19 protein-coding genes and 1 pseudogene are annotated in these 25,506 nt (G+C 51.4%); 13 read left to right on the top strand and 7 right to left on the bottom strand.

What is annotated here, in order from left to right; translation table 11 throughout:
• Window positions 1-133: 133 nt before the first annotated feature.
• Entirely contained in the window at window positions 134-1,042 is a 909-nt protein-coding gene (locus tag AACU55_RS08200) for a MurR/RpiR family transcriptional regulator (RefSeq protein ID WP_013578295.1), read from the top strand.
• Between the two features lie 205 nt (window positions 1,043-1,247).
• On the opposite strand, the gene AACU55_RS08195 is transcribed toward AACU55_RS08200, so the two are convergent.
• Entirely contained in the window at window positions 1,248-1,469 is a 222-nt protein-coding gene (locus tag AACU55_RS08195; protein ID WP_013578293.1) for a hypothetical protein, read from the bottom strand.
• A 314-nt stretch (window positions 1,470-1,783) separates the two neighbouring features.
• Window positions 1,784-2,689: an SDR family oxidoreductase gene (locus tag AACU55_RS08190; RefSeq protein ID WP_013578292.1), complete on the bottom strand. Its 906-nt coding sequence runs from the start codon at window positions 2,687-2,689 to the stop codon at window positions 1,784-1,786.
• Window positions 2,690-3,018: 329 nt separating this feature from the next.
• On the opposite strand from AACU55_RS08190, the gene AACU55_RS08185 reads away from it, so the two are divergent.
• From AACU55_RS08185 to dcuR, 3 genes are all read left to right on the top strand, one after another.
• Complete coding sequence (locus tag AACU55_RS08185) at window positions 3,019-3,336, top strand: RcnB family protein (protein ID WP_013578291.1); 318 nt, start codon at window positions 3,019-3,021, stop codon at window positions 3,334-3,336.
• A gap of 239 nt (window positions 3,337-3,575) precedes the next feature.
• Window positions 3,576-5,195: a sensor histidine kinase gene (locus AACU55_RS08180; RefSeq protein ID WP_134705389.1), complete on the top strand. Its 1,620-nt coding sequence runs from the start codon at window positions 3,576-3,578 to the stop codon at window positions 5,193-5,195.
• Entirely contained in the window at window positions 5,192-5,911 is a 720-nt protein-coding gene (gene dcuR, locus AACU55_RS08175; RefSeq protein WP_014416701.1) for a two-component system response regulator DcuR, read from the top strand. The genes AACU55_RS08180 and dcuR overlap by 4 nt, the downstream gene beginning before the upstream one ends.
• Here dcuR and AACU55_RS08170 read toward each other — a convergent pair.
• Both AACU55_RS08170 and AACU55_RS08165 read right to left on the bottom strand, forming a co-directional pair.
• Window positions 5,905-6,867, bottom strand: coding sequence for an FAD:protein FMN transferase (locus AACU55_RS08170; RefSeq protein WP_134705388.1), 963 nt, complete (start codon window positions 6,865-6,867; stop codon window positions 5,905-5,907). The two genes, dcuR and AACU55_RS08170, sit on opposite strands and share 7 nt — an antisense overlap.
• Before the next feature lie 24 nt (window positions 6,868-6,891).
• The gene (locus AACU55_RS08165; RefSeq protein ID WP_134705387.1) at window positions 6,892-9,669 is read right to left on the bottom strand and encodes a flavocytochrome c; all 2,778 of its coding nucleotides are present in this window, start codon (window positions 9,667-9,669) and stop codon (window positions 6,892-6,894) included.
• 739 nt (window positions 9,670-10,408) lie between these two features.
• Here AACU55_RS08165 and AACU55_RS08160 point away from each other — a divergent pair.
• Window positions 10,409-11,920 carry an anion permease gene (locus AACU55_RS08160; protein ID WP_013578286.1) on the top strand — a complete coding sequence of 504 codons (1,512 nt, stop codon included), beginning with the start codon at window positions 10,409-10,411 and terminating at the stop codon, window positions 11,918-11,920.
• 190 nt (window positions 11,921-12,110) lie between these two features.
• Window positions 12,111-13,757, top strand: coding sequence for a class I fumarate hydratase FumA (gene fumA / locus AACU55_RS08155; RefSeq protein WP_013578285.1), 1,647 nt, complete (start codon window positions 12,111-12,113; stop codon window positions 13,755-13,757).
• A 76-nt stretch (window positions 13,758-13,833) separates the two neighbouring features.
• On the opposite strand, the gene AACU55_RS08150 is transcribed toward fumA, so the two are convergent.
• Complete coding sequence (locus AACU55_RS08150) at window positions 13,834-14,778, bottom strand: AEC family transporter (protein ID WP_013578284.1); 945 nt, start codon at window positions 14,776-14,778, stop codon at window positions 13,834-13,836.
• Between the two features lie 495 nt (window positions 14,779-15,273).
• Here AACU55_RS08150 and AACU55_RS08145 point away from each other — a divergent pair, with 495 nt between their 5' ends.
• Window positions 15,274-16,959 carry an NAD-dependent malic enzyme gene (locus tag AACU55_RS08145; RefSeq protein WP_134705386.1) on the top strand — a complete coding sequence of 562 codons (1,686 nt, stop codon included), beginning with the start codon at window positions 15,274-15,276 and terminating at the stop codon, window positions 16,957-16,959.
• A 46-nt stretch (window positions 16,960-17,005) separates the two neighbouring features.
• Here AACU55_RS08145 and AACU55_RS08140 read toward each other — a convergent pair whose 3' ends face one another.
• Entirely contained in the window at window positions 17,006-17,779 is a 774-nt protein-coding gene (locus AACU55_RS08140) for a DUF3750 domain-containing protein (RefSeq protein WP_013578282.1), read from the bottom strand.
• Window positions 17,780-17,944: 165 nt separating this feature from the next.
• Between AACU55_RS08140 and AACU55_RS25735 the strand changes: the two genes are divergently transcribed.
• The 6 genes and pseudogenes from AACU55_RS25735 to AACU55_RS08115 all read left to right on the top strand — a co-directional run.
• The gene (locus tag AACU55_RS25735) at window positions 17,945-18,052 is read left to right on the top strand and encodes a DinI-like family protein (protein WP_134705385.1); all 108 of its coding nucleotides are present in this window, start codon (window positions 17,945-17,947) and stop codon (window positions 18,050-18,052) included.
• Window positions 18,053-19,415: 1,363 nt separating this feature from the next.
• Complete coding sequence (locus AACU55_RS08135) at window positions 19,416-20,093, top strand: SDR family oxidoreductase (protein ID WP_013578279.1); 678 nt, start codon at window positions 19,416-19,418, stop codon at window positions 20,091-20,093.
• A gap of 88 nt (window positions 20,094-20,181) precedes the next feature.
• A complete protein-coding gene (locus tag AACU55_RS08130) occupies window positions 20,182-20,784 on the top strand; it encodes a TetR/AcrR family transcriptional regulator (protein ID WP_240785619.1) in 603 nt (200 codons plus the stop codon).
• 60 nt (window positions 20,785-20,844) lie between these two features.
• Window positions 20,845-21,768 (top strand): alpha/beta fold hydrolase, encoded by a 924-nt coding sequence (locus tag AACU55_RS08125; protein WP_037032917.1) that lies wholly within the window; start codon window positions 20,845-20,847, stop codon window positions 21,766-21,768.
• A 138-nt stretch (window positions 21,769-21,906) separates the two neighbouring features.
• A complete protein-coding gene (locus tag AACU55_RS08120; RefSeq protein WP_013578276.1) occupies window positions 21,907-23,145 on the top strand; it encodes an MFS transporter in 1,239 nt (412 codons plus the stop codon).
• 351 nt (window positions 23,146-23,496) lie between these two features.
• A pseudogene (locus AACU55_RS08115) lies at window positions 23,497-24,120 on the top strand (ATP-binding cassette domain-containing protein); the annotation flags it as partial.
• Between the two features lie 429 nt (window positions 24,121-24,549).
• Here AACU55_RS08115 and AACU55_RS08110 read toward each other — a convergent pair.
• The gene (locus AACU55_RS08110; RefSeq protein ID WP_205960125.1) at window positions 24,550-25,479 is read right to left on the bottom strand and encodes a hypothetical protein; all 930 of its coding nucleotides are present in this window, start codon (window positions 25,477-25,479) and stop codon (window positions 24,550-24,552) included.
• Window positions 25,480-25,506: the final 27 nt, after the last annotated feature.

Raw genomic sequence — 25,506 nt, 5'->3', positions numbered from 1 at the left:
GGTTCCGGTTCAGCACAGAAGAATTTGAATATTTTTGCTGCTAAAAACGCTACATTGTTAAAATAAACCCACAGTGTGAATGCTTTGCATTCACCGGTAAGCCTTTCAAAACTAAAAGGATCGGTAAAATTACATGGCTGCCATTCCGGTAAAAAGACGTATTGATGTTTTCGGTGAACGCTACCGCGCCCGGGCGCCCTCACTGTCTCCCGGCTTGCAGGCGGTAGTGTCTTATATCCACAACAACCGTGAATCGGCGCTGGAAGCCACGGCAATGGATATTGCAGCCGCGACAGAAGTTTCGGATGCCACTGTAGTACGCGCCGTTCAGGCACTCGGTTTCGCCGGATTACGCGACATGAAAAAGACGCTGGAAGCCTGGTTTGGTACGGCGGTGAACTCGGAAGAGAAGATGAGCACGACGGTCAGCGAACTGGCCAGCGATATCAATTCGGGTATCAACTTCGTTCTCGACGGGCATAAACGTGCCTGCGATACGCTGGCGGAGCCCGCTAACCGGCAGGCCATTTCTGAAGCTATCGCGCTGCTGATTAATGCGCGCCAGGTGGCGGTGTTTGGTCTGAACGCTTCAGGCATTTTAGCGGACTACAGCACACGGCTTTTTAGCCGGATTGGCATTCCGGCAGTATCACTTAACCGCTCAGGCATTGCGCTGGCGGAACAGCTCATAAACCTGCAACGCGGTGATGTTCTGATCATGATGGCGCAGAAAAGTGCTCATCGTGAGGGCAGAACGGCAATACAGGAAGCAAAGCGTCTGAATATCCCCCTCATTTTACTGACCAACGCCAGTGATTCTTTTTTTGCAAAGCAAGCTGATATTGTCATCAATGTTCCGCGCGGTGGTGAAAATGGCCGCATGCCGCTCCATGGCACGGTACTGGTCTGTCTTGAAATGCTGATTTTATCCCTTGCCTCGGCTACCGCATCGCGGACCCTGAAAACCATGAAGCGCATTCAGGATCTCAATCAGTCTCTGAAATCCGCGAATAAAATCAGAAAGTTGCAGGACGGCGTGTAGGCCAGACGACCTGTGATACTGAACTGGCACTAAAAATGGTAACGGGGAAACACCGGACACCAGTCCTGCTGTTTATCTCGTCGTTATTTGCAGGAGCAGGCATGGGCCGGGGGCAACTGGGCGGGCTGACATTAATCATGGTGATATCTTTGTCTGTTTGCGCTTCAATGTTTATTGCCAGTAAGGCAAAACGAACGCTGAATATTCAGAGAATAAAATTATGCAATTTGCCAGGTTCGGTCAGGAAAGTGTCATAGGAACCGCTGATGTACATACCGTCCCTGAAGATAACAACTTCTTCCACCCGCACCGGGTGTTGGCAAACGGCACAAATCAGAGAATGTACGGTCTCTGCCAGGGGCGAGTTCACTGCGGCGATGAAACGATCTGCCCCGCATTGCTCGCAAACAATTTTGATATCCGGCATGTGATGCACTCTGCACAAAAAAGAAAATGATTCCTTCAAATATAGCATAATTGGAATAATCTGATTGCTTATTATGAAATCGATATCTATCAAAGCATTTTAAGGCAAAAAAAAGCCCGCATGCAGAGCGCGGGTAATCACACAGACACGAAGAATAAAAGCAGTGGTTATCTGGTACCTGTAAAAGATGAGTAAAGATGACGGGTTATGACGAATTCATTAGCAACGTAATTATTTATGACGTACCGATGCGCGGGAAAATGCCTGAATAAAAAAGCCCGTCAATGACGGGCTTTGGCGTTGCTGAAGGTGGCTTATACCGTGCCGGTTCCCCCATCAGAACACCAGATTTGTCCTGAGGAATAGCTGTTGTCGTTTGAGGCCAGCGTCACGTATATCGCGGCGATTTCCGCGGGTTGCCCCGGACGTTTCAGGGGAGCCTGCTCACCAAATGACTCAATTTTTTCCTGCGGCTGACCGCCTGAAATCTGCAACGGCGTCCAGTATGGCCCCGGTGCAACGCCGTTCACGCGGATGCCGTCCTCCGCGAGCTGTTTAGCCAGCCCTTTGGTGAAGGCCATGATCGAGGCTTTGGTTGATGAATAATCGAGCAAGTTATCGCTCGGTAAAAACGCCTGCACGGAGGTGGTATTAATGATCGAACCGCCGCGAGGAATGAATTCCAGCGCCGCTTTGGTTATCCAGAACATCGCATACACGTTAGTTTTGAACGTGGCGTCAAACGCTTCAGTGGTCAGATCCTTAATCGAATCACAGAACTGCTGACGACCGGCGTTATTGACCAGCAGATCCAGCCCGCCGAGTTTCTCTTCGGCCTCTTTCACCAGTTGCTGGCAGAATTTCTCGTCACGGATATCGCCCGGAATGGCGATCACTTTCCGCCCTTCGGCCCATAACAGATCGACCACTTCTTTGGCATCGGGCTCTTCGTCCGGCAGATAATTGATGGCGACCTGCGCACCTTCGCGGGCGAAGGCAATCGCCACCGCACGACCAATGCCGGAGTCACCGCCAGTGATCAGCGCTTTACGGCCTTCCAGCCGGGCACTGCCTTTGTAGGTTTTTTCGCCATGATCGGGTACCGGGTGCATTTTGCTGGCCAGCCCCGGAAACGGCTGCTTCTGATGCTCAAACGGCGGCGTCGGATACGCATCAACGTGAGGTTCATTCAGGGAGATCGGGATTGTTTTGTTGTTCATAAACACTCCTTATTTTTAAAATGAATCTACAAAACGCATGTAGAAAATGAATGAACCTTAACCATAGAACATACAGACAGGCTGGTTGAAATCATCGGACGGTTCTGAAGTCATATCAGCAACAGCACAGCCTTAAATGTCATCATGACCGGGCTGGCTGTTGCGCCATTTGCATTTCGACACAAAAAAACCTCCCAGCCTGCGCTCACTTTCTCGTTATTATCCTGCCCTACAGAAAAAGCACAGGCTTCGGCTTTACTGCTCATACAACGGACTGGCGGCATATCACCGAGGCAGGCATTAAGTTGATGGTTTTAACGGGATAATCTATGCGTCATTCTAAAATTGTTATGTTATCAGCCCTGGTTGTTTCATCGTTGTTACCTCTGGCTAACACGGCATTTGCCGCGTCAAACTCACATGAAATCAAATCGTTCTACGATGATTCCAAATTGTATTCCATCGGCGATCAGGTGCCTGCGCTGTACCGCACCAAACCCTATGAAATCGTCGGCTGGCAGGAACGTCACCTGCCTGCACCCGATGCGGGCAGCCACTGGACTTACATCGGCGGCAGCTACGCGCTGATCACCGACACCGACGGGAAGATCCTCAAAGCCGAAAACGGCGATATTTACTTCCAGTAATCTGTCATCAGGATTGCAAAGATAAGGCCTGAAGAGATTCGGGCCTTTTTTATTGAGGTTCCCGCACCGTAAATCGCACTTTCGAAAGTAATAAATAGCGGAAGTATCAAGCAAATAAACATATCATTACGCGTGAACAGGGATGGTTCACGCAGAGTTCTACGCCATACCACCGGATGAACAACGCGAACCATCAAAATTATCAATGAGCATTTGGCTCTATTCTCTCCGGGGCTCCCATGAGCGACTCGCAGCAACGCCATTCCGTGCGCAAGCACCCCATGAAACTCAGCACGTCAGTCAGCCTGATGATAAGCGCCGTGATTGCGTCTGTTTTGCTGGTTGTCCATATGCTCTATTTTGTTCAGGTGAGCGACACCACCCGCGATGGTGTGAAAGAAAAGGCCCTGGCCGTCGCCAGAACCATGGCAGATTTGCCCGAAACAAAACGCGCTCTGCTGCTGCCTCCTGACAGTAATATTATTCAGCCCATCGCCAGCGCAGTGCAAAAACGTAATGACCTGCTCTTTATTGTGGTCACCAATATGGATGGCATCCGTTATTCGCATCCGAATGCGGATGTGATCAGTCATCATTTTATCGGCGATGACATTAATCCGGCGCTGCTCGGCAACGAAAATGTCTCCATCAACAAAGGTACGCTCGACAAAGCGCTGCGCGTATTCACGCCGGTCTATGATGACCACCATAAGCAAATCGGTGTGGTTGCCATCGGGATTTCGCTGGTCAAAGTCACTGAGCAAATCAATAAAAGTCGCTGGAGTATTCTGTGGACGGTGCTTTTCGGCCTGATGGTCGGCGCGCTGGGCACTTGCTGTCTGGTGAAATTGCTCAAACGTATTTTGTTCGGGCTGGAACCTTATGAAATTTCGACGCTGTTTGAACAACGTCAGGCGATGTTGCAGTCGATCAAAGAAGGGGTGATAGCCGTCGACGATCAGGCGCATGTCACGCTGATCAACCAGACGGCGCGGCAGACTTTCCGTGAAACCGCCATCGACGTAACGCCGGACGCCGATTCCCTGCCACTTATCGCCAACCTTCGCGATGTGCTCAATACCGGCGTGCCGCGCCGTGACGAAGAAATCAACTTCAAGGGGCGTTTGCTGCTGAGCAACACCGTACCGGTACGCAACAACGGCGTCATCATTGGCGCGATATGCACATTCAGGGATAAAACCGAAGTCAGCCAGTTAATGCAGCGCCTGAGCGGCATGGTAAACTATGCAGATTCGTTGCGTGAACGTTCGCATGAATTCATGAACAAACTGCATGTGATCCTCGGATTACTGCACATGAAAAGTTATGCTCAGCTTGAGGATTACATTCTCAAAACGGCCAATAACTATCAGGCGGAAATCGGTTCACTGTTGCTGAAAATAAAGTCTCCGGTGATTGCCGGTTTCCTGCTCAGCAAGATGAACCGCGCATCGGACACCCGGCATCTGTTAACGCTCAGCGATGACAGTCTGCTGCCGGATAATAATAATGAAGATCAGGTGGCAGCACTGATTACCGTGCTGGGCAATCTGATTGAAAATGCGCTGGATGCGCTTGGCGATCAGCCTGATGGTGAAGTCAGCGTCTTGCTGCACTATCAGAATGGTTCGCTGGCCTGCATCGTCAGTGATGACGGGCCGGGCATTCAGCCGGAAAATATTGACGCAATATTCGAAAAGGGTGTGTCGTCGAAAGGCGATCAGCGGGGCATGGGACTTTTTCTTGCTAAACAGCAAGTGGAAAGCCTCGGCGGAACGATTACTGTAGAATCGGAACCTGATGTTTACACTCAATTTTTTGTACAACTTCCCTGGGATGCCGAGAGGACAAATTCTTGATCAATGTACTGATAGTTGATGATGATGCCATGGTGGCAGAGCTGAACCGATGTTATGTCGGCCAGATTGACGGCTTCGCGTGCTGCGGCACCGCGTCGACGCTGCAACAGGCGAAAGATCTGGTACTGAATTCAGAACTGTCTATCGATCTGATTTTGCTCGACGTCTATATGCAGCAGGATAACGGGCTGGATTTGCTGCCTGAACTGCGTAACGCCCGACGGCCTGTCGACGTCATTGTCATTTCTTCGGCTGCAGATGCAGAAACCATCAAAAAATCGCTTAATTATGGCGTGGTGGATTATCTGATCAAACCGTTCCAGTTTTCCCGTTTCGAGGAAGCACTGACCGGCTGGCAGCAGAAGAAAACACTGATGGATAATCAGCAGTATTACGAACAGTCAGACGTTGACCGGCTGATCCACGGCAACAATACTGCGGCGGCGGACACCAAAAAGTTGCCGAAAGGCTTAACGCTGCAGACATTACGCACCTTGTGTCAGTGGATTGATGCCCATCCGACAATGGAATTTTCCACGGATGAACTGGCAACGTCAGTGAATATTTCGCGGGTGTCTTGTCGTAAATACCTGATCTGGCTGGCACAGATGAACATTTTGTTCACCAGCATTCACTACGGCGTCACGGGCCGGCCGGTATATCGTTACCGTCTGCAGGCCGATCACTACTCGTTGCTGAAGCAGTACTGTCAGTAAGTCACCAGACGATAACAGTCATCCAGTGGCATGAAGGTAAACTGCCGCTGAGATGACAAGATAATCCGCCCGTCGCGGGTGACGAAAATCGCCTCGATGTGCGGAATCTGCGACATATATGCCAGACTCTTCTCCACGCCCATCCCGTACAGCAACGTTGTCCAGATATCCCCGTCTATTGAATCCTCAGAAATAATGGTCACGCTGAGCAGTTCGTTATCCAGCGGATAACCGGTTTTCGGGTCAAGGATATGATGATAACAGTGACCGTCCAGTTCGAAATAACGCTCGTAAATACCGGACGTCACCACCGATTTACCGATGACGTTGATCACACCGATCAGCGCGTCCGGGTCCGAAAACGGTTTTTTCAGCCCAATCGCCCATGTCCCTTCCGCACCGGAACCCAGCGTTTGTACGTTACCGCCCAGATTGATTAATGCGTTCTCAACCTGTTGTTCCCGCAGGTAATCCCGCACGACATCGGCGATATAACCTTTGGCAATCGCTCCGAGGTCGATTTCCATTCCGGCTTTTTGCAGAAACACCGAACGGGTTTGTTCATCGAGGATCACGTCTTCAGGATCGGTCAGCGCCAGCAATGTCTTGATATCCTGAGCCGCCGGGATGGTGTGACCGTTGAAGCCGATTTTCCAGCGCTTGACCAGCGGGCCGATGGTGAAATTAAAATGGCTGTCCGGCAGGCAACTGATGGCTTTCGCACGGCGGATTAATGCATAGACCGGTTCGCTGACGGTGACAGGGTCACGTCCTGCGGCATGGTTAATCGCCATAATATCGGAGTGCGCGCGGTTCACCGTGAAGGTGTTTTCCTGCAATTTGATCAGCCTGAAAACGCCAGACGCCAGACTTTCGTTATGTTCAAACAGCTTGAGAAGAATGGGTGAACCCATCAAAACAGCGGAATAAGCATAAACACGATCGTCTGGCGTCATTGTAATACCCTGCGTGATAAACGGTTACCGCATCGCGAATTTCGCGGCGTTTTGCCCTGCAAGGATACCGAAGATAATGATATCTGCAACGGCATTACCGCCGATACGGTTGCCGCCGTGGATACCGCCAACCACTTCACCCGCCGCAAATGCGCCGCCGAGCACCTGTTGCTGCGCGTCCAGCACGCAGGTTTCGGTGTTGATGGTTACGCCACCCATGGTGTGATGCACGCCGGGTGCGATACGGATAGCATAGAACGGCCCCTGATTGATCGGGTGACGCAGCGCAGTTTTACGGCCAAACTCCGTGTCGTGCTGTTTATCCACGGCGACGTTGTAACTTTCCAGCGTTGCCAGGAAGGCATCGGAGTTCATTTCCAGTTTCGCCGCCAGATCACGTGGTGAACTGCCGCTGATAACAAACCCTTTCGCAATGTATTCATCAGCCGCTTTATTGTTCAGGCGCACCTGCTCGTCAAACACCACGTAAGCAAATTTCTCCGGCAATGCGATGATGTTCGCCGATACTTTGTCGCGGGTTTCCATTTCGTTGAAGAAACGTTTTCCCGCCTGGCTGACCAGAATCGCCCCGCCGCCACGAATGGCCTCTGAAATCAGATAAGACGTGGTTTGTTCAACTGTCGGGTGGATCTGAATTTCGCCCATATCCACCGTGCCTGCGCCAATATTCTGCAGAATGGCGATGCCGCTACCGGTGGCGCCTTTGTGGTTGGTGGTCACGAAACCGTCCAGTTCAGGGCGATATTTCACCACCATTTCGCGGTTGGCGCTGAAACCGCCGGTGGCGACGATCACGCTTTTGGCATTAATCATCAGCACTTCATTGTCGTCATTGAGCAACTGCACGCCCTGTACCGCACCATCGGCATAACGGATTTCAGTGACCGACGTATCGAGCATCACGTCGATATTACGTTTGTTAAGATTCTTCACCAGACCGCTGATCAGGAAGCCGCCCACTGCACTGCGGTCCGCCGGACGGTGCGTGCGGTCGATGCTCATCCCGCCGGTAATGGTGATGTCACTCAGTTCAATATGGTGATCGGCCAGCCATTCCACCGCCTGCGGCGCACGTTCGATGAACTCTTTAAGCAGCACAGTATTGTTTTTGAACTGACCGCCTTTCAGGGTTTCCTGATAGAACAGCTCTTTGCTGTCTTCGATACCTTTCAGGCGCTGATAACGGGTTTCCGCGGCGTTCATACCGACCGACGCTTTAATGGTGTTACCGCCGATGGTCGACATTTTCTCGACGATCAGGACTTTCGCCCCTTCGTCACAGGCCTGAATCGCTGCCGCCAGACCGGCACCGCCGCTGCCGACGACCACAACGTCGTAGTTTTGTGGTTCATTCAGGCTGCCGCCCTCTTCCAGCAACTGCGCTTTGCAGGATTTGGCGATGGCTTTGGAAACGGCTTTTTTCACCGCTTCACTCTGTTCCGTTGCGCCGGTCACCGCATCGACGTGCGGGCTGTTAGCGTCGAGAATACGGCTGCGGATAATTTCAAAGCTGGTGGTGAATTCCACATCCGTGTCCGCGCCCGCTTCCAGCGCGATATCCGTAATGCGGTCGGTTTCCAGACTGACGTTAACGGCCAGTTCATGTGCAGGATCCTGCACTTTTTCCCGGAACACACCGGCTTTGAATTTCTTCGAGGTCATGCTCATGTCGCGGATCATCGCGTCCACCAGCGAGAAACGCCACAGCGGTTCAGGAATGGTCAGCGCTTCGCGTTGTGTGCTGTCAATAAACAGGTCGAGTTTCTGATCGGCTGCGATACGGTCAGTCCAGTCCGGATAAGCGATGCAGGCTTTACCGATGGCGATCATGTCATAGCCGTGTTCAAGCGCCATTTCCGCATCGGATTTATTCACGATACCGCCCACGCCCATCACCGGAATTTTGGCCAGTGTGTCGGAACGCATCGTGACATATTTGTCGATCAGTGGCGTTGGATCCGTGGTATCAACAATGGAAGGACGCAGCGAGTAACCGAGGGAGAAATGCAGGTAATCCAGCCCGCGGGCAGCAAGCTGTTCCAGCAGATACATCGTGTCGGCAAAACGGATCCCCGGTTCTTCCAGCTCTTCTGGTGAGAAACGATAGCCGATGATGAAAGAGGAATCGGCGTATTTCTTCGCCATCTCATGGGTGATATCGAGAACAGCCAGCGGGAAGCGGGCGCGGTTTTCGCGGCTGCCGCCCCATTTGTCGTCACGCTGGTTGGAATTCGGCGAGAAGAATTGCTGGATCAGATAGGTATTCGCGCCGTGGATTTCCACGCCGTCAAAACCGGCTTCAATCGCACGACGCACGCCTTCACCGAATTTGGTGATCATGCCGTCAACTTCATCTGCCGTCAGTGCCACCGGTGTGGCCGCACCGTCACGTGGTGCCGCCAGTGCGCTTGGCGCGACCGGCTGCTGGCCACCAATCAGTTTTGGCTCGCTCATGCGGCCACCGTGATAAATCTGCAAAAGGGCTTTTGAGCCCTGAGATTTCACGGCTGCGGCGATTTTTGCCAGACCGTCGATTTTGCTGTCGTTATCGATACCGATAGCGCCGGGGAATGCCAGACCTTTATCATCGACAAAACAGCATTCAACAATCACGGTGCCGATGCTGCCAGCACGGGCGCGGTAATATTCAACCAGCTCGCTGGTGACGGTGCCGTCGTAAAAGCCGGTGCAGGTGGTCATTGGCGCCATCAGAATGCGGTTTTTCAACTCAGTACCATTGGGCAGAGTGAACGGACTTAATAACAGGTGGTTGGTGCTCATAATAATTACTCCAAACTTTAAGGTTTTAAATTCTGAATTCGTTATCGGCGCGCTATTTGAGATAAGCGCAATGGAGTATTGATTTATTATTCGTTGTTTTTATTTCAATGCCGATGTCATGCTATTAATATAAGTTTATTTTTACTTCCAAAACTTATTACATTAGTTAATTAACTATTTATCTATTAACTTAACACCTGTTATATTAAAATTATGTTAACTGTTAAATTAAATAATCACATTAATGCAAACTACAATCTTATTTGTATTTAACTGATGAGATGATTATTACATCCTCCGGGCTTTTCCCTTCGGCAGATCACGGAACCCGCCCGCTGGCAAGAGGTGGCGGATCGCCTGATGAGGCAATGTGGCTGTGAATGACTCTCATTTTGCCCTACTCCATTTTTTGCTTTCCGTTACCCCGAAAGATACCCCCGTCACAAATTGCCCTTTAATTAATCAGGCAGGCTCTGCATAACGGTTTCATCCGATTTAAAAAAGAATTCAGCACCGTATTTTGTTGATCAAGATCAACAGTTAAAAATAGAGAAAACGCATTATATAAACATTTCCTCCCTCTTACGGGGAATAGTAAGCACTTAACAAAAATAACAATAACGAGGCAATTAACATGCCACTATTGAATAATTAAAAAAAAGATTAAGTAACTAAAAAAACCAAACGACATCTTACCTATGCATCATCACAATATTCCTAACTACCTAAGATAAATATTATGAGCGAAATATCAAAAACTGCGGTGAAAGAACCAGCGAAAAAAGCCGAATCCGGCAAAAAAAATCGCTGGATCTTTATGGTACTTCCCGTGCTGGTGTCCGTGCTGTTGCTGCTCGTTCCTGTACCTGCCGGTCTGGAACCTCATGCCTGGCACTTCTTCGCCATCTTTGTGGGCGTCATTATCGGTCTGATCTTCGAGCCATTGCCGGGGGCCGTTATCGGCTTAACCGGTGTGGTGGTCATCGCCCTTTTCAGCCAGTGGTTGCTTTTCAGCCCGGCTGAGCTGGCGGATCCTAAATTCAAAACCGCAGCACAGTCCTTCAAATGGGCGGTCAGTGGTTTTGGCAACTCCACGGTATGGTTAATCTTCGGCGCGTTCATGTTTGCCGCCGGCTACGATAAAACCCAGTTCGGCCGCCGTCTGGCGCTGATTCTGGTGAAATATCTTGGCCGCCGCAGCCTGACGCTCGGTTATGCCATCACCTTTGCTGATCTGTTACTGGCACCCTTCACACCGTCCAACACCGCGCGCAGTGGCGGCACGATCTACCCGATCATTGCTAACCTGCCGCCGTTGTATGGCTCAAAACCGAACGACCCGAGCGCACGTAAAATCGGTTCTTACCTGATGTGGGTGGCGATCACCGCAGCCTGTATCACCAGTTCAATGTTCCTGTCTGCACTGGCGCCTAACCTGCTGGCACTGGGTATCGTGAACAGCGTAACCGGTATCAACATTTCGTGGGGCACCTGGTTCATCGCCTTCCTGCCGGTCGGTCTGCTGCTTCTGTTGACTATGCCGCTGCTGGCGTACTGGTTCTACCCGCCGGAAGTGAAAATCAATGACGAAGTGCCGCGCTGGGCAACCGCAGAACTGGCAAAACTGGGCAGAATGTCCCGTCACGAAATCCTGCTGCTGGTGTTCGTCTGCTGTGCGCTGGCGATGTGGATTTTCGCTGCGAGCTTTATCGAACCGGCCATGGCTGCTTTGCTGGTCGTAGTACTGATGCTGTGGACCGGCGTTCTGAACTGGAACGACATCACCAGCAACAAACCGGCCTGGAATACCTTCGCCTGGTTCGCCACGCTGGTAGCGCTGGCTGACGGCTTATCCCGCACCGGTTTCATCGCCTGGCTGGGTAAAGAAGGCGCAGCACTGATGGGCGGTATCTCCCCGGGCGCGGCGACAATTGCCCTGCTGCTGGCGTTCTACCTGCTGCATTACCTTTTCGCCAGCACCACGGCGCACACCACCGCCCTGTTACCGGCTATGCTGACCATCGGCGCGGCAATCCCTGGCATTAACATGCAGGTATTCTGTTTGCTGATGGTGACGTCTCTGGGTGTTATGGGGATCATCACACCTTACGGTACCGGCCCAAGCCCGATTTATTACGGCAGCGGTTATCTGCCAACCAAAGATTACTGGCGTCTCGGCACTATCTTCGGAGCCATCTTCCTGATTGCCTTACTGGTCATCGGTTATCCGTGGATGATGATGATGTTCTGATTGTGGCGATAAAATCACCCACAAAGCATTAACAGAGCATTTACTGAAAGAAAACATATAAACCCCGTTGCCAGCCTGTGTATTTGGCTGGCAACATACAGAACGAATATAAACGTCGCCCCGAACACCCCTGCTATACCGCGTCAACAGTCCCACCCGTGGCGGCAAAAACGGAAAAAGTGAGAAAACAATGTCGAACAAACCGTTCTATTATCAAAATCCCTTCCCCGTTTCCAAAGATGACACCGAATATTATCTGCTGACCAAAGAACATGTCTCCGTCAGCACCTTCGACGGCGAAGAAGTGTTAAAAGTGGAACCGCAGGCGTTAACGCTTCTCGCGCAACAGGCGTTCCACGATGCCTCTTTCATGCTGCGCCCTGCACATCAGCAACAAGTGGCTTCCATTCTTCATGACCCGGAATCCAGCGAAAACGACAAATACGTTGCGCTGCAATTCCTGCGTAATTCTGAAATTGCGGCCAAAGGCATTCTGCCGACCTGTCAGGACACCGGCACCGCAATCATCATGGGTAAAAAAGGGCAGCGCGTATGGACCGGCGGCGGCGACGAAGCCAGCCTGTCTCAGGGTGTGTATAACACTTTCATCGAGGATAACCTGCGCTATTCCCAGAATGCCGCACTGGATATGTACAAAGAGGTAAACACCGGCACCAACCTGCCTGCACAAATCGACCTCTACAGTGTCGATGGTGACGAGTACAAATTCCTGTGCATCGCCAAAGGCGGCGGTTCTGCCAACAAAACCTACCTGTATCAGGAAACCAAAGCGCTGATTACCCCGGCGAAGCTGAAAGATTACCTGGTTGAGAAAATGCGCACGCTGGGCACGGCAGCCTGTCCGCCGTACCATATCGCGTTCGTGATTGGCGGTACGTCTGCTGAAGCAACGCTGAAAACCGTAAAACTGGCGTCCACCCATTACTATGACGGTCTGCCAACGGAAGGTAACGAACACGGTCAGGCATTCCGCGACGTCAATCTGGAACAGGAACTGCTGGTGGAAGCCAACAATCTTGGTCTCGGCGCGCAGTTCGGCGGCAAATACTTTGCCCACGATATCCGCGTAGTACGTCTGCCGCGTCACGGTGCATCCTGTCCGGTCGGGATGGGCGTTTCCTGCTCCGCAGACCGTAATATCAAAGCCAAAATCAATCGTGACGGTATCTGGATCGAAAAACTGGAAGACAATCCGGGCCAGTACATCCCTGAGGCCCTGCGTGAGCAAGGCGAAGCGGGTGTGGTGAAAGTTGACCTGAATCGTCCGATGCCTGAAATCCTGGCGCAACTTTCTGAATATCCGGTATCTACCCGTCTTTCCCTGAGCGGTACGATTATCGTTGGTCGTGACATCGCACACGCCAAACTGAAAGAGCGTCTGGATAACGGCGAAGGCTTGCCGCAATACATCAAAGATCACCCGATCTACTACGCAGGCCCGGCGAAAACCCCGGAAGGATACGCTTCTGGTTCTCTCGGCCCGACCACCGCAGGACGCATGGATTCTTACGTGGATCTTCTGCAATCCAACGGCGGCAGCATGATCATGCTGGCCAAAGGTAACCGCAGCCAGCAGGTGACCGACGCCTGCCATAAACACGGCGGTTTCTATCTCGGCAGCATCGGTGGCCCGGCAGCGGTGCTGGCGCAGCAAAGCATCAAGAGCCTGGAATGCGTGGAATATCCTGAATTAGGAATGGAAGCCATCTGGAAAATCGAAGTCGAAAACTTCCCGGCATTCATTCTGGTGGATGACAAAGGCAACGATTTCTTCCAGCAAATTCATGCAAATACCTGCGCGAAGTGTGTGAAATAAACGCCTGCTGAAAGACAAAAGGCCTGCCAGAAATGGCGGGCCTTTTTTATGGGTAAAACGTCGCAAATCAGCGCATTTACGACATCATGTAAATCACGAGACCTTCTGTCACTATGCCCAGTGCGGTGCCGATGAGTATTGAGGAAGATGCAGATTCCACATAGGTGTCGCTGCGCACGGCAAACATGCCTGCAGCAATGGCGGAAGGCGTTGCGCCGATGATCACCACCTGCTGCATCAGCGTATGGCTCAGCCCAAATGCCAGACCGGCAGCGGCCATAATCGCGGGCTGGATCAGGTTTTTCATGCCGATGTTAGTGACCGTATGAATATTCAGCGTCGGGCGCTCGCCGAAGAACAACAGACCCAGCGCGAACAGCGAAATCCCGCCTGCGGTTTTACCCATCATTTCCACCGACGAAGACAGCAGTTCCGGAATTTTAATGCCGGCCAGACTCATCGCCACACCCAGCACCGGGATCCAGACAATCGGATTGCGTACGGCTTTGAACAGATTATTCAGGATCATCTTGCCGAGGCTGCCCTGTTGAGCCAAATCGCTGTTTTTGTCACCCATGCGGATCAACACAATCGTCAGCGGGATCATCAGCACGCTGGTGATAAGATTACCGACCAGCACCCCCAGAAAACCTTCCGGCCCGATAAGCACCGCCAGTACAGGCGCGCCAAAGTAAGCCATATCCGGGAACGCGCAAACCAGCGACTGAATGGCGCTGGTTTTGATGTCATGGCGGAAAAACCAGCGCGAGATGCACAACGTCAACAAATAAGAGCCCATCAGGCCAATCACCAACACTGCCATAAACGATAAATTCTGAATCTTGGCCGGATCAGTATGTAATGCACCGATAAAAAGATGTAATGGCAGCGCGAAACGGATCACTACCGTGGCTAATACCGTAGCATCGTCACGTTTCATATAACCCAGTTTTCCGCTCAGCCAGCCTAATACCATAATAAACACTAAAGGAAATAATGAGGATAAGAGTAATGTCGGCATAATATGACCTTTTCTTTATTATTGTTGATGAGATAATTGAAGGAACAAAATGGCGGTTAGTTATATTATTTAAAAACCAACATCATTGTGACCCGTGTCACATCTGCCTTTATGGCAATAATAACAATAATTACTTAATAACAAATCACATCAAATACAATGAGTTATGATTAAACCATTAATTTCACTTAAATATCATATAATGTATTTACTCAACTTGAACCATCCGGAAACATTCAAAAAGATTATGCAGAACTCATCACTAAAAAAGTATTAAAACGTTTTTGTAATTTAAGTAACCGGAATCAGTGCCTGTGTCGTGTTATAAAAAACAAATAATAAACAATCATCTTATTCAGGCTGCTATGGCCATTGGTTTTATTTTGGTAGTTCATACACTAATTCGACCGGTTATAGGATTTTACTGTGAGGGATCCGGCAACGGGAAATAACGTACCGGAAATTAACTGAGTTCAAATGTTCTAAGGCTTAATGATGTTAAAAAAACGCCCGCTCTACACCCACTACACAGGTTCATTATTACTCGAAAACCCGCTGCTCAATAAAGGCTCGGCCTTCAGCCGTGATGAACGTCTGGCGCTCAATCTTAACGGACTGCTGCCCAATCAGGTTGAAACTATCAACGAACAGACTGACCGCGCTTATTCTCAATTCTCTGATTTCAAACGTGATATCTCCAAGCATGTCTACCTGCGCAATATTCAGGACACCAACGAAACCCTTTTCTACAATCTGGTGAATTCACATCTGGAAGAAATGCTGCCGATTATCTACACCCCGACGGTCGGCGAGGCCTGCGAACACTTCTCCGATATATACCGCCGTGCCCGTGGCCTGTTCATCTCTTATCCTGATCGCGAGCATATCGATGAAATGCTGCAAAACTTCTCCAAAAATGACATCCGGGTGATCGTTGTCACCGACGGCGAGCGCATTCTGGGACTCGGTGATCAGGGGATTGGCGGCATGGGCATTCCTATCGGCAAGCTTTCGCTTTATACCTCCTGCGGTGGGATCAACCCGGCCAACACGCTGCCGATCATGCTTGATGTCGGAACGAATAACGCCCAGCGCCTCGACGATCCGCTGTACATGGGCTGGCGCCACCCGCGCATTACCGACGGCGAATACAATGAATTCATGGATATGTTCATTCAGGCGGTAAAAACCCGCTGGCCGGATGTCCTGCTTCAGTTCGAAGACTTCGCGCAAACCAATGCTATGCCACTTCTGGAGCGCTACCGCGAGGAGTTGTGCTGTTTCAATGATGATATTCAGGGCACCGCGGCGGTCACGCTGGGCTGTCTGATTGCCGCCAGTCATGCCGCAGGCACCCGGCTACGCGACCAGCGGGTCACCTTCCTCGGCGCAGGCTCTGCCGGTTGCGGTATCGCTGAGAAAATCATCGCGCAAATGGTGGCAGAAGGTGCTTCCGAAGACGAAGCGCGCAGTCAGGTCTTTATGGTGGATCGGTTTGGCCTGCTGACAGATGACATGCCGAATTTGCTCGATTTCCAGCGCAAACTGGTGACAAGTAAAAACAAAATCAGCCACTGGAATGTGGACAGCCAGAATATCTCGTTGCAGGACGTGGTGCATCATTCCAAACCAACCATTCTGATTGGCGTTTCCGGGCAACCGGGGCTGTTTACCGAAGAGATCATCCGCGAGATGCATCACAACTGCCATCATCCAATCATCATGCCGCTCTCTAACCCGACTTCCCGTGCAGAAGCCCGTCCTCAGGACGTGATCGCCTGGACCGAAGGTGCCGCGCTGATGGCGACAGGCAGCCCGTTCGCACCGGTACATTATCAGGATCACACGTACCCGATCCCGCAATGTAACAACGCGTATATTTTCCCCGGGCTGGGGTTAGGCATTCTGGCGTCGGGAGCGCGCCGCGTGAACGATAGCATGTTGCTGGCTGCCAGTCAGGCGCTGGCCAGCCTTTCTCCGCTGGCGACCACCGGAAAAGGGTCATTATTACCGGCTATTGCCGATATTCAGCATGTGTCTAAAATCATTGCCGCCGAAGTGGCGCGTGTTGCGCAACGGGAAGGCGTGGCACCGGAAGTTTCAGAAGACGAGTTACAGAGTCGTCTCACCAGCGAATTCTGGAAACCGGAATACCGGTCTTATAAACATTCGTCGTTCTGATGTGTATGGCCGGTACCTCGTACCGGCCTGTTGCGCACTGACATCGTTAAAGCTCCGCTTTCCCCGGATTATCAAAGCCTACCCGCCCGACAAACGGCAAACGCAACGCCGGATTCTTCACATCAATGCCCAGGTTCAGCCCCAGCACATTGACTTCAATGCCCTCTTCCACGCCCAGCGTCACACCCAGCAGTCCCAGCAAAGAAACCTGCACGCCGCGCCCGGATGGCGGTAAACCGATCGGATTGGTAATGCCGCGGTAATCTTTGCCGATCGCATTGGAAGGAAGATCAAGCTGCAGATCCGGCACTTCACGCCCGATGTGGGCGATAAACGTGTTGCTGTTTGGCCCCGGCCATGCGTGATAGGTATGCGGATACGGGTAACTTTTGATCGCCGCTTCTATTTTGGGGATCATAATCTGCGCCTGCGCGCCGCGGTGATCAACCAGTATACGGGGCTGCGAGCCAAACCAATAACCATCTGGAATAGCATAATCGCGGCGTACTACGTTGGTGCTGCCCCAGCTGATCACGTCATAACGGGTGAACTCTGTTTCCCCTTCACGTTTGTAAATTATCCACGGATGCACCGCCACCAGCCCGCGCCAGCCATAAGTCGGTGCAGCATAAATCTGGATAATAGCGATACTTTTCAGTCTGGCAGGATCCGGCGCAATACCGGCTGAAGTCCGTCGTGCCGTTGACCAGCTCTGGCCTGCAGGTTCTGTCCGTGTTTGTGTCGCTTTCGCGTAGCTGTATCCGAAAGACAGCAGTAAAACCAGAACAAACCCGAGACTTACCCATTTTATGGCGATCATGCTTTATTCACCTTTGCCGGTCCGTTCAAAAGAACAACGGTACTCATTCACCGAGAGGCTGGCAACGTGAAAGTCTGTTGTAAATCACAAAATTTGCTGCAAATAGCCGATTGGGATTTTTCAAACATTACATTCAATTTCTGGCGACCGTGATAACCCGCGCACATGCCGGGCGGCAGCCAGGATAGCTTGTTTGTGATTGGGGGAATGCCAGGGGATAGAAACGTGAATCATGCGATGTTGCAAAATATATGGAAAAATGCGGATGACTGATGTCAGCCTGATCTGTAAAGTGCAATGCCACTCCTGGCACCCAAACTATCATTATCTTTTTTCCCGGGTACAGGATGGTAGGGCACTCTTCCTTATGGGCGATTTCAATCAGCCTCGAGGTTGAGTTTATTAAGGTATGAAGCGCGCCCATGTCGGGAAATTTGACTAATTAGAGTAACGATAAGATGAAAATGAAATTCATACCGCCAATCATTGTACTGGCAGGTGCTGTCGGTTTTATGGTGTGGTTCTTTGTTAGCGGAGCTGCAATGCCTGGCGGCTGAAAGAACATCAATAAATGTGAGGCGTTTTTTGCAGACAGGTCTCTATTACTTCAGATGCACCTGCAATTAGTTAAGAAGGGCTGTATCTCGTTTGAGAATTTGAAAAAGCACCGTCACCAGGCGGTTATTTTATGTTTAACGTTACCAGCCCTGAAGCCGTCGTATCGCGAGTTTTAAAGCAACGTTGGGTCTGCCATTTGTGTCTATAGCCTCGTCCTGCGCGCGCTTAAGGCATAAGACTATGCGTCCCGCGCTAAAATCTTCGCCTGCCTGAGCAAACATTAAGCAGCATTCGCCTACCATCCTGCACCCTTCTCCAAAAGCCGAATTCTTACCTTGCATAATTACTCCAGTAAACAGTAAACCTGAACATCAGATTTAACATAATAACTGAAATAATTGGATAAAGTTTGCGCGATTCATGAATTTCATCCCATTCTCATCTGAATTGCTCAAAACGGCAGTGAATTTTCTTTAATTACTAAACCCATTTCATTAAGCCAAATTCCCGGGAGCGGCTAGTATGTTTTCGGGAGCATCGCTCTCGTTCCAAAACTAAATATTTAGTGATGATTCACTGGCCTTCGTTCGCGAGGGCTTTTTTGCGTCCCAATACTGACCTCATGCAGCGAACACAGCTATTTATGGGCAGTTATCCTTTTGATTGGATAATTATTACTCCGCTATGCTTATCTGGTTCTACCCGATCAAATTTCAAAACTGATGTTTATTGCCCGCCTGTCGCGGGCATCTTTTTAAGATGTACAGTGTGTCATCAAACACCTGGTTGCCAGCATCGTTAACAATGAACGTTACCACGCCTTCAACCACAATCGCGCCATAGTCACTGGGCTCACAGGTGATTGAAGCCGCCTTTCAGCAGTCCATAAAGTCCCCGTCCATCATCAGGCCTCCGCCGGCGCGTCCCGGTTATCTATCAGTCCGGCGGCCAAAATCAGACTCCAGCCCATTGTTGCAGCCGCCTTGCTGACTCATACTGCCCGTAACACTGAAGAGATTTCGCGCATTAAATGAAAACAATAAATTGACGTTAACGCTTTGATTATAAAAGGATGAATATGACTGACTCTAAGAAAGCATTGATCATCGGCGCATCACGCGGTATCGGTTTGGGTGTGGTGGATGTACTCGCAAAACGCGGCTGGCAGGTTACCGCCACAACACGTGATGCCGTTCCTGCCAAAACACCGGCGGCTGTTGAATGGGTAAAACTGGACATCAATAAATCCGAAGCGCGGGAAGCGGTGAAAGACGCGCTGTCCGAAAGCCATTTTGATCTGATTTTTGTGAATGCAGGCGTATTTGGTCCGGATCATCAGGATATTGATCAGGCCAGCGACGAAGAAATTATTCAACTATTTTTGACTAACGCCATTTCCCCTGTGCGTTGCGCCAGTGAATTACTGCCTTTCCTGAACCACCGCACCGGTGTGCTGGCGCTGATGACCTCTGAGCTGTCGAGTCTCAATGAGAATGACGTGGCAACTTATCCGCTTTATTCCGCCAGTAAAGCTGCGCTGAATATGCTGACCCGCGGGTTGCAGGCACAGATTGAAAAACAAGAACTGACGCTGCTTTCCGTGCATCCGGGCTGGGTACAGACCGATATGGGCGGTGAAAATGCCACGCTGACCGTGGCCGAAAGCGCCACCGGCATTGTTGATCAGTTCGAAGCCTGGCGCGGCAAAGGTGGCCATCACTTTGTTGAATATTCAGGCCGTGAACTGCGCTGGTAAATATGAAGTGAGCTGACAAAGGGCTTGATCAGTTTTTGTGTTAATGCCACCATTAGGAAATAAACGTTTCCTAATGGTGGCATTTTTTATGGCATTCCCTTCACCGAAGGATCGCGGTCGTCCGCGTGAATTCGATACTGAACTTGCACTGGATAACGCCATGACGGTATTTCGCGAAAAAGGCTTTCATGCGGCGTCCATCAGCGATCTGAGTCAGGCCATGAACCTTACTGCAGGCAGTATTTACAAAGCCTTCAGCGATAAAAGGACCCTGTTTCTCAACGTATTTGAACGTTACACCTCACGGCGAAATACCCAGTTACGCCAGCAAATTGAACGCATCTCCACCGGCCGCGAACGCATTGCCGAAGTGCTGCGCTTTTACCTGTGTTCTTCTCATGAAATTGAAGGCCGCCGCGGGTGTCTGGTCGTCGGCAGCACCGTCGAATTACTCACGCTGGATGAGGAACTCGCCGCACTGGTGCGTCAGGCTATTATGCGCAATAAATTGTTCCTGACCTCCCTCATTGAACAGGGCCAGCAAGACGGTTCTGTCACCCCGGATATCGATGCGCAGGCCGCGTCATTCCTGATGTTATGGATTGTTTTGGGCATGCGTGTCGCCGGTAAAGTCGAAAACAATCACGCCAGCGAAAACACGCTGGAACTGGCGCTTAAAATTCTCGATTAAAAATTTTTTCTCATTTAGGAAATGATTATTTCCTAAATATGACTATAACGGAGATTGGCTATGAACGAGATGACCCCTTCTGTTGTTGTTACTGCCGAACCCTTTGCAGTGGCTGACCCCATCCTTTGCGGTTTTACCCATCGCTACGCCACGGTCGAAGGCGTGAGGATGCATTACGTCAGCGGCGGTAATCCGCAAGGCAAAGTCTTGCTGTTGCTGGCGGGTTTTCCGCAAACCTGGTACGCATGGCGTAATGTGATGAACGCGCTGGCACAGGATTTCTGGCTGGTGGCACCAGACCTGCCCGGTCAGGGTGATTCGGATCGCCCGCAGACCGGTTACGACACACAAAGTCTGGCGCAGAAAATCCACGGGTTAATGCAGCTTCTCGGGCATAAGCGTTACTCGCTGGCAGCGCATGACGTCGGCGCGTGGGTCGCTTATCCCTGCGCGGCGATGTATGGCGAGGAAGTACAACATCTGGCGCTGCTGGATGCGGGGATCCCCGGAATCACCTTGCCGGACGTGCTGCCGGTCACACCGGACAAATCGTGGAAAACCTGGCATTTTGCCTTCCACACATTGCCTGATTTGCCTGAAGCGCTGATCGCCGGTAACGAACGTGTGTATCTCGACTGGTTTTTGCGCCGGAAAACCGCTGCGCCGGATGCCTTCACAGATGACGATATCAGCGAGTATCTGCGGGTGTTCCTCAAAAGCGGCGGCCTGCGCGCCGGGCTGGCGTATTATCGTTCGGTTACTGAATCTGCGGAACAGAACCGCACACTTAACCGTGCCGGAAAATTAAAAATGCCGGTACTGGCGGTCAGCGCCGATCAGGGTTCGATCCCGGATATGGCCGTTCCCCTGCGCGCTTTCGCTGAAAATGTCACCGGCATCATCATCCCTCACAGCGGCCATTTCATTCCGGAGGAACAACCGGAAGTCTTAGCCCGTCACCTGCATAGTTTCTTCACAATGTGAGATGAAGATTTGCTGAACTTTTTATGATAAACATACAACTCGGATTGTTTGTTAATAATTTGTATCCACAATAATTGCCGGGCTAACGAGTTTTCAAAAACCACAGACACGGCATCTTTCATTTTTCAGGGATTTGTCATGTCTGCTGCTTCCGGTAATTCAGACTCACTGTTACGGCACCGCTCGTTTGTCGCTTTCTGGATCGCCCGTGCAGCGTCCAGCTTTGGCTTCCAGATGCTTTCCATCGTGGTGAGCTGGCAGATTTATTCGATCACCGGCCGGGCGTTTGATCTCGGACTGATCGGGTTGGTGCAGTTTTTACCTTCCGTCGCGCTTGCGCTGGTGGCAGGCCACGTTGCCGATCAGTTTGACCGCCGCCGCGTGGTACTGCTCGGGCAAATCGCCGAATGGGTGGCGATTGGCTCGCTGGCTTATCTGACGCTGACACATCACGTCAATGAAGTGGTCGTGCTCGGACTGATTTTCGTGATTTCGACTGCCAAAGCGATGGAAGCCCCTTCCTTACAGTCGATGTTGCCCGCGCTGGTGCCACCGAATTTGCTGGCCCGCGCAATGGCCGCCACCAGCGTTTCCGGACAGGCCGCGTCGATGGTTGGCCCGGCGCTGGGTGGCTTTCTGTATGTCGCGGGCGCGGGTGTGGCGTACGCCGTGTGCGCCTGTCTGTATCTGTTATCTATCGTAATGGTCAGCCGTTTACGCTATGAACAGGCACAGCCACATCGTGTACCGGCAACCTTCAAAACGCTGTTCGCAGGCATTGGTTTTATCCGCGCCCGCCCGGACGTGCTGGGCGTGATTTCGCTCGACTTGTTCGCGGTTTTACTCGGTGGCGCAACCGCCCTGCTACCCATTTTCGCTCACGACATTCTGCATACCGGTCCGTGGGGATTAGGCTTGCTACGTGGCGCACCGGCGGTCGGCGGTCTGATCGTCGGGTTCTGGCTGAGCCACCGCGCACTCAACCGTAATGTCGGAAAAATTATGTTCGCCGCCGTCGCCGGTTTCGGTGCCGCCACACTGGTTTTCGCGTTTTCCACTTCGCTCTGGTTATCGATGCTGGCGCTGTTTGCTCTCGGCGGTTTCGATATGATCAGCATGGTGATCCGCGGTGCGCTGGTACAGCTTGATACACCGGATGACATGCGCGGTCGTGTCAGCGCCGTGAACTCCATCTTCATCAACACCTCGAATCAGCTCGGTGAATTTGAATCCGGTCTGCTGGCCGCCTGGGTTGGCGCAGTTCCCGCCGCAGCCATCGGCGGTGTCGGCACGCTGATCGTGGTCGGATTGTGGATGACCTGGTTCCCCGGCCTGCGAAAAAGGCAGAAGCTGGAAAATGAAGTCGTTGAAGCTTAATCGCATCACGACACGCAAATCAGCGCCGTCCCTCTCATGAGTAGACGGCTGGGATGGCGTTATGCGTTTTAACGAGTTGCTCTGACTGGAATAATTCAATAATCCCCAATATAATCAGCTCATTCATTCACCAACGTTATATAAGGAGGATTGCCATGCTGACCCGTGAAGTTTTTTTAATTTCACTCGTCCTTAGCGATCGTCACTGCTCAGGCATTTCCGGCACCGTGCCGCGATAACCTGCTTGAGCGAAGCTAACTGACAACCTGAGAACTTCCCTCCGGCTTACCGGTTATCGTCGGCTTTTCTGACGACAGGCATCTTTGTGCCTGAAAACCTGAGTAAGCATTCATGACGACTTTATTATCCGCACAATCTTTATCTTTCGATAACGCCTTCGGCCCGTTGCTGGCTGAGATTTCCTTCGGCCTGAAAAAAGGCGACCGCATTGGTCTCATCGGCCATAACGGCTGCGGCAAAAGCACCTTGCTGAAAATCCTCAGCGGTGAACTGGCGGCCTCCTCCGGCACCGTGACACTGGCGAATCAATGCCTGATGGCGCGCGTCGAACAGCATCTTCCCGCAGAACTCAATGATTGTACCCTGCTGGAATCGGTGCTCGGTCATCTGCCCGGCAGCCTTCATCAGCCCGAACCCTGGCAGGCGCAGGTGCTGCTTTCGGACTTGGGTTTTGATGAAAATGCCTGGGAACTGACGGCGGGTACGCTCAGTGGCGGCCAGCATACCCGTCTGCTGCTGGCGCGGGCGCTGATCCACCAGCCGGATTTACTGCTGCTCGATGAGCCAAGTAACCATCTGGATCTGCCGACATTACTGTGGCTGGAGCAGTTTTTGAAAAACTGGGCGGGCAGCTTTGTGCTGGTTTCCCATGACCGCAGTCTGCTGGATAGCGTAACCAACTCAACCTGGATCCTGCGCGATAAAACGCTGCAATTTATCCGCCTGCCTTGTACGCAGGGCGGTAAAAGTAAATTAACCACATGTTTTTATTAAAAATTATCGTTATTTTTCTTGAATCCCGCCATAAAAAACACCCCTCGTAACTCATTGATTTGAGTATAAACAAAAAACGTTTTGCAGAAAGGTTCCGTTATTCATCGCCTCAATAACCGGTATTCCTTGAAGGCCGCAACCGTCAGGTCACAGCCTTTAATTCAAACGATTAATCTTCACTTACAAGCTTTGTGAATGTTTTTGTCACAGGGTCATAAGTGTCACCAATACCCCCTTGTGTAGGGTCATCCACCCTGACAACGTACGTGCCTTCCGGTGGCGTCCAGTGATCGGCTGGGTCTGTGGAATCACCATCCCACCAAACCCGATTGACGACGATATTCGTTACGCTGTCTATCACAGCCCAGGTGCCTAATTCCAAAGTTCCCATCATGAGTACTCCCAAACGATAAACATGCCTTTAGTGGCATTGCCGCCATAAACTGCACTACCACTGACAGAGACGCCAGCGCCGCCGCCGCCAGCGCCATAGCCAGCACCATTGCCGCCAGCAGAACTGCCCGATGCTATTGCGACATTGCCGCCGCCAGTACCAAGCTTAGACGTAGCGCCCGTGCCAGAAACCGCTGAACCGTTAAAGACTTTACCACCTATCCCAAATGAACCGGGGGTAACAAATCCACTCAAATGCCCTGATAGGGTTGGAACTCCGCCAACAGAACCGCCGCCATTTTCAAAATAAGTAATGCTGTTTGTTTGGGTTACAGCAACGCCACCACCACCACCAGGGATAATCATCAGGGACCCGAAACTTGATGTTCCTCCTGATGCACCATTCCCATAATTGAGTGCACCGATCGCACCGATAGTAACCAAGACGCTATCGAATCCGGATTCATACCATGCTTCAGCGTAGCCGCCAGAGGCTCCGCCGCTACAACAGGCGCATCCAGTCGATCCGGTTGCAATACTCCCCGCACCATTCCCACCCGTACCAATCCCCTGAACAAAGATCTTTTTTGTTCCTGGTGACGGAGTATAGGTCTGGTTAGCGGTGATGATTTTAGGTGCCCCGATCAGTCGCCCAGTATTAGCAGCCAGAATACCTGCCTTGAGATTGGCAAGAATGGTCGCGGGCACTCCGTCATCAAGGACATCAACTGCAGCGCTGTCAGCGATGTACTGCGCCAGCACGTTAGCCATCACCGTACCCTGACGTAAAGCCTTATTGATCTGAGCAGATGATGCCTTGCCTGACTGGAATCCCGTCAATAAAGCGGCCAGCGCCTCATAGGCGGTCTGATCTGTTACGTTCGCACCAGACCCGATCCCGAACGGTTTAAAATTATTTGTCGGCATTATTTTTATCCAATAAAAAACCCGCCG

The organism is Rahnella sp. CJA17(1/100) (genome assembly GCF_963881615.1).
In the GTDB taxonomy this organism is placed as follows: Bacteria; Pseudomonadota; Gammaproteobacteria; order Enterobacterales; family Enterobacteriaceae; genus Rahnella; species Rahnella aceris.
This window is presented reverse-complemented; position numbering and strand designations above follow the sequence as displayed.

Excerpts from the sequence above, each read along its gene's own strand:
- AACU55_RS08200 (WP_013578295.1), top strand. The coding sequence starts at position 134 with ATGGCTGCCATTCCGGTAAAAAGACGTATTGATGTTTTCGGTGAACGC.
- AACU55_RS08195 (WP_013578293.1), bottom strand. The coding sequence starts at position 1,469 with ATGCCGGATATCAAAATTGTTTGCGAGCAATGCGGGGCAGATCGTTTC.
- AACU55_RS08190 (WP_013578292.1), bottom strand. The coding sequence starts at position 2,689 with ATGAACAACAAAACAATCCCGATCTCCCTGAATGAACCTCACGTTGAT.
- AACU55_RS08185 (WP_013578291.1), top strand. The coding sequence starts at position 3,019 with ATGCGTCATTCTAAAATTGTTATGTTATCAGCCCTGGTTGTTTCATCG.
- AACU55_RS08180 (WP_134705389.1), top strand. The coding sequence starts at position 3,576 with ATGAGCGACTCGCAGCAACGCCATTCCGTGCGCAAGCACCCCATGAAA.
- AACU55_RS08170 (WP_134705388.1), bottom strand. The coding sequence starts at position 6,867 with ATGACGCCAGACGATCGTGTTTATGCTTATTCCGCTGTTTTGATGGGT.
- AACU55_RS08165 (WP_134705387.1), bottom strand. The coding sequence starts at position 9,669 with ATGAGCACCAACCACCTGTTATTAAGTCCGTTCACTCTGCCCAATGGT.
- AACU55_RS08160 (WP_013578286.1), top strand. The coding sequence starts at position 10,409 with ATGAGCGAAATATCAAAAACTGCGGTGAAAGAACCAGCGAAAAAAGCC.
- fumA (WP_013578285.1), top strand. The coding sequence starts at position 12,111 with ATGTCGAACAAACCGTTCTATTATCAAAATCCCTTCCCCGTTTCCAAA.
- AACU55_RS08150 (WP_013578284.1), bottom strand. The coding sequence starts at position 14,778 with ATGCCGACATTACTCTTATCCTCATTATTTCCTTTAGTGTTTATTATG.
- AACU55_RS08145 (WP_134705386.1), top strand. The coding sequence starts at position 15,274 with ATGTTAAAAAAACGCCCGCTCTACACCCACTACACAGGTTCATTATTA.
- AACU55_RS08140 (WP_013578282.1), bottom strand. The coding sequence starts at position 17,779 with ATGATCGCCATAAAATGGGTAAGTCTCGGGTTTGTTCTGGTTTTACTG.
- AACU55_RS25735 (WP_134705385.1), top strand. The coding sequence starts at position 17,945 with ATGCCGGGCGGCAGCCAGGATAGCTTGTTTGTGATTGGGGGAATGCCA.
- AACU55_RS08135 (WP_013578279.1), top strand. The coding sequence starts at position 19,416 with ATGACTGACTCTAAGAAAGCATTGATCATCGGCGCATCACGCGGTATC.
- AACU55_RS08130 (WP_240785619.1), top strand. The coding sequence starts at position 20,182 with ATGGCATTCCCTTCACCGAAGGATCGCGGTCGTCCGCGTGAATTCGAT.
- AACU55_RS08125 (WP_037032917.1), top strand. The coding sequence starts at position 20,845 with ATGAACGAGATGACCCCTTCTGTTGTTGTTACTGCCGAACCCTTTGCA.
- AACU55_RS08120 (WP_013578276.1), top strand. The coding sequence starts at position 21,907 with ATGTCTGCTGCTTCCGGTAATTCAGACTCACTGTTACGGCACCGCTCG.
- AACU55_RS08110 (WP_205960125.1), bottom strand. The coding sequence starts at position 25,479 with ATGCCGACAAATAATTTTAAACCGTTCGGGATCGGGTCTGGTGCGAAC.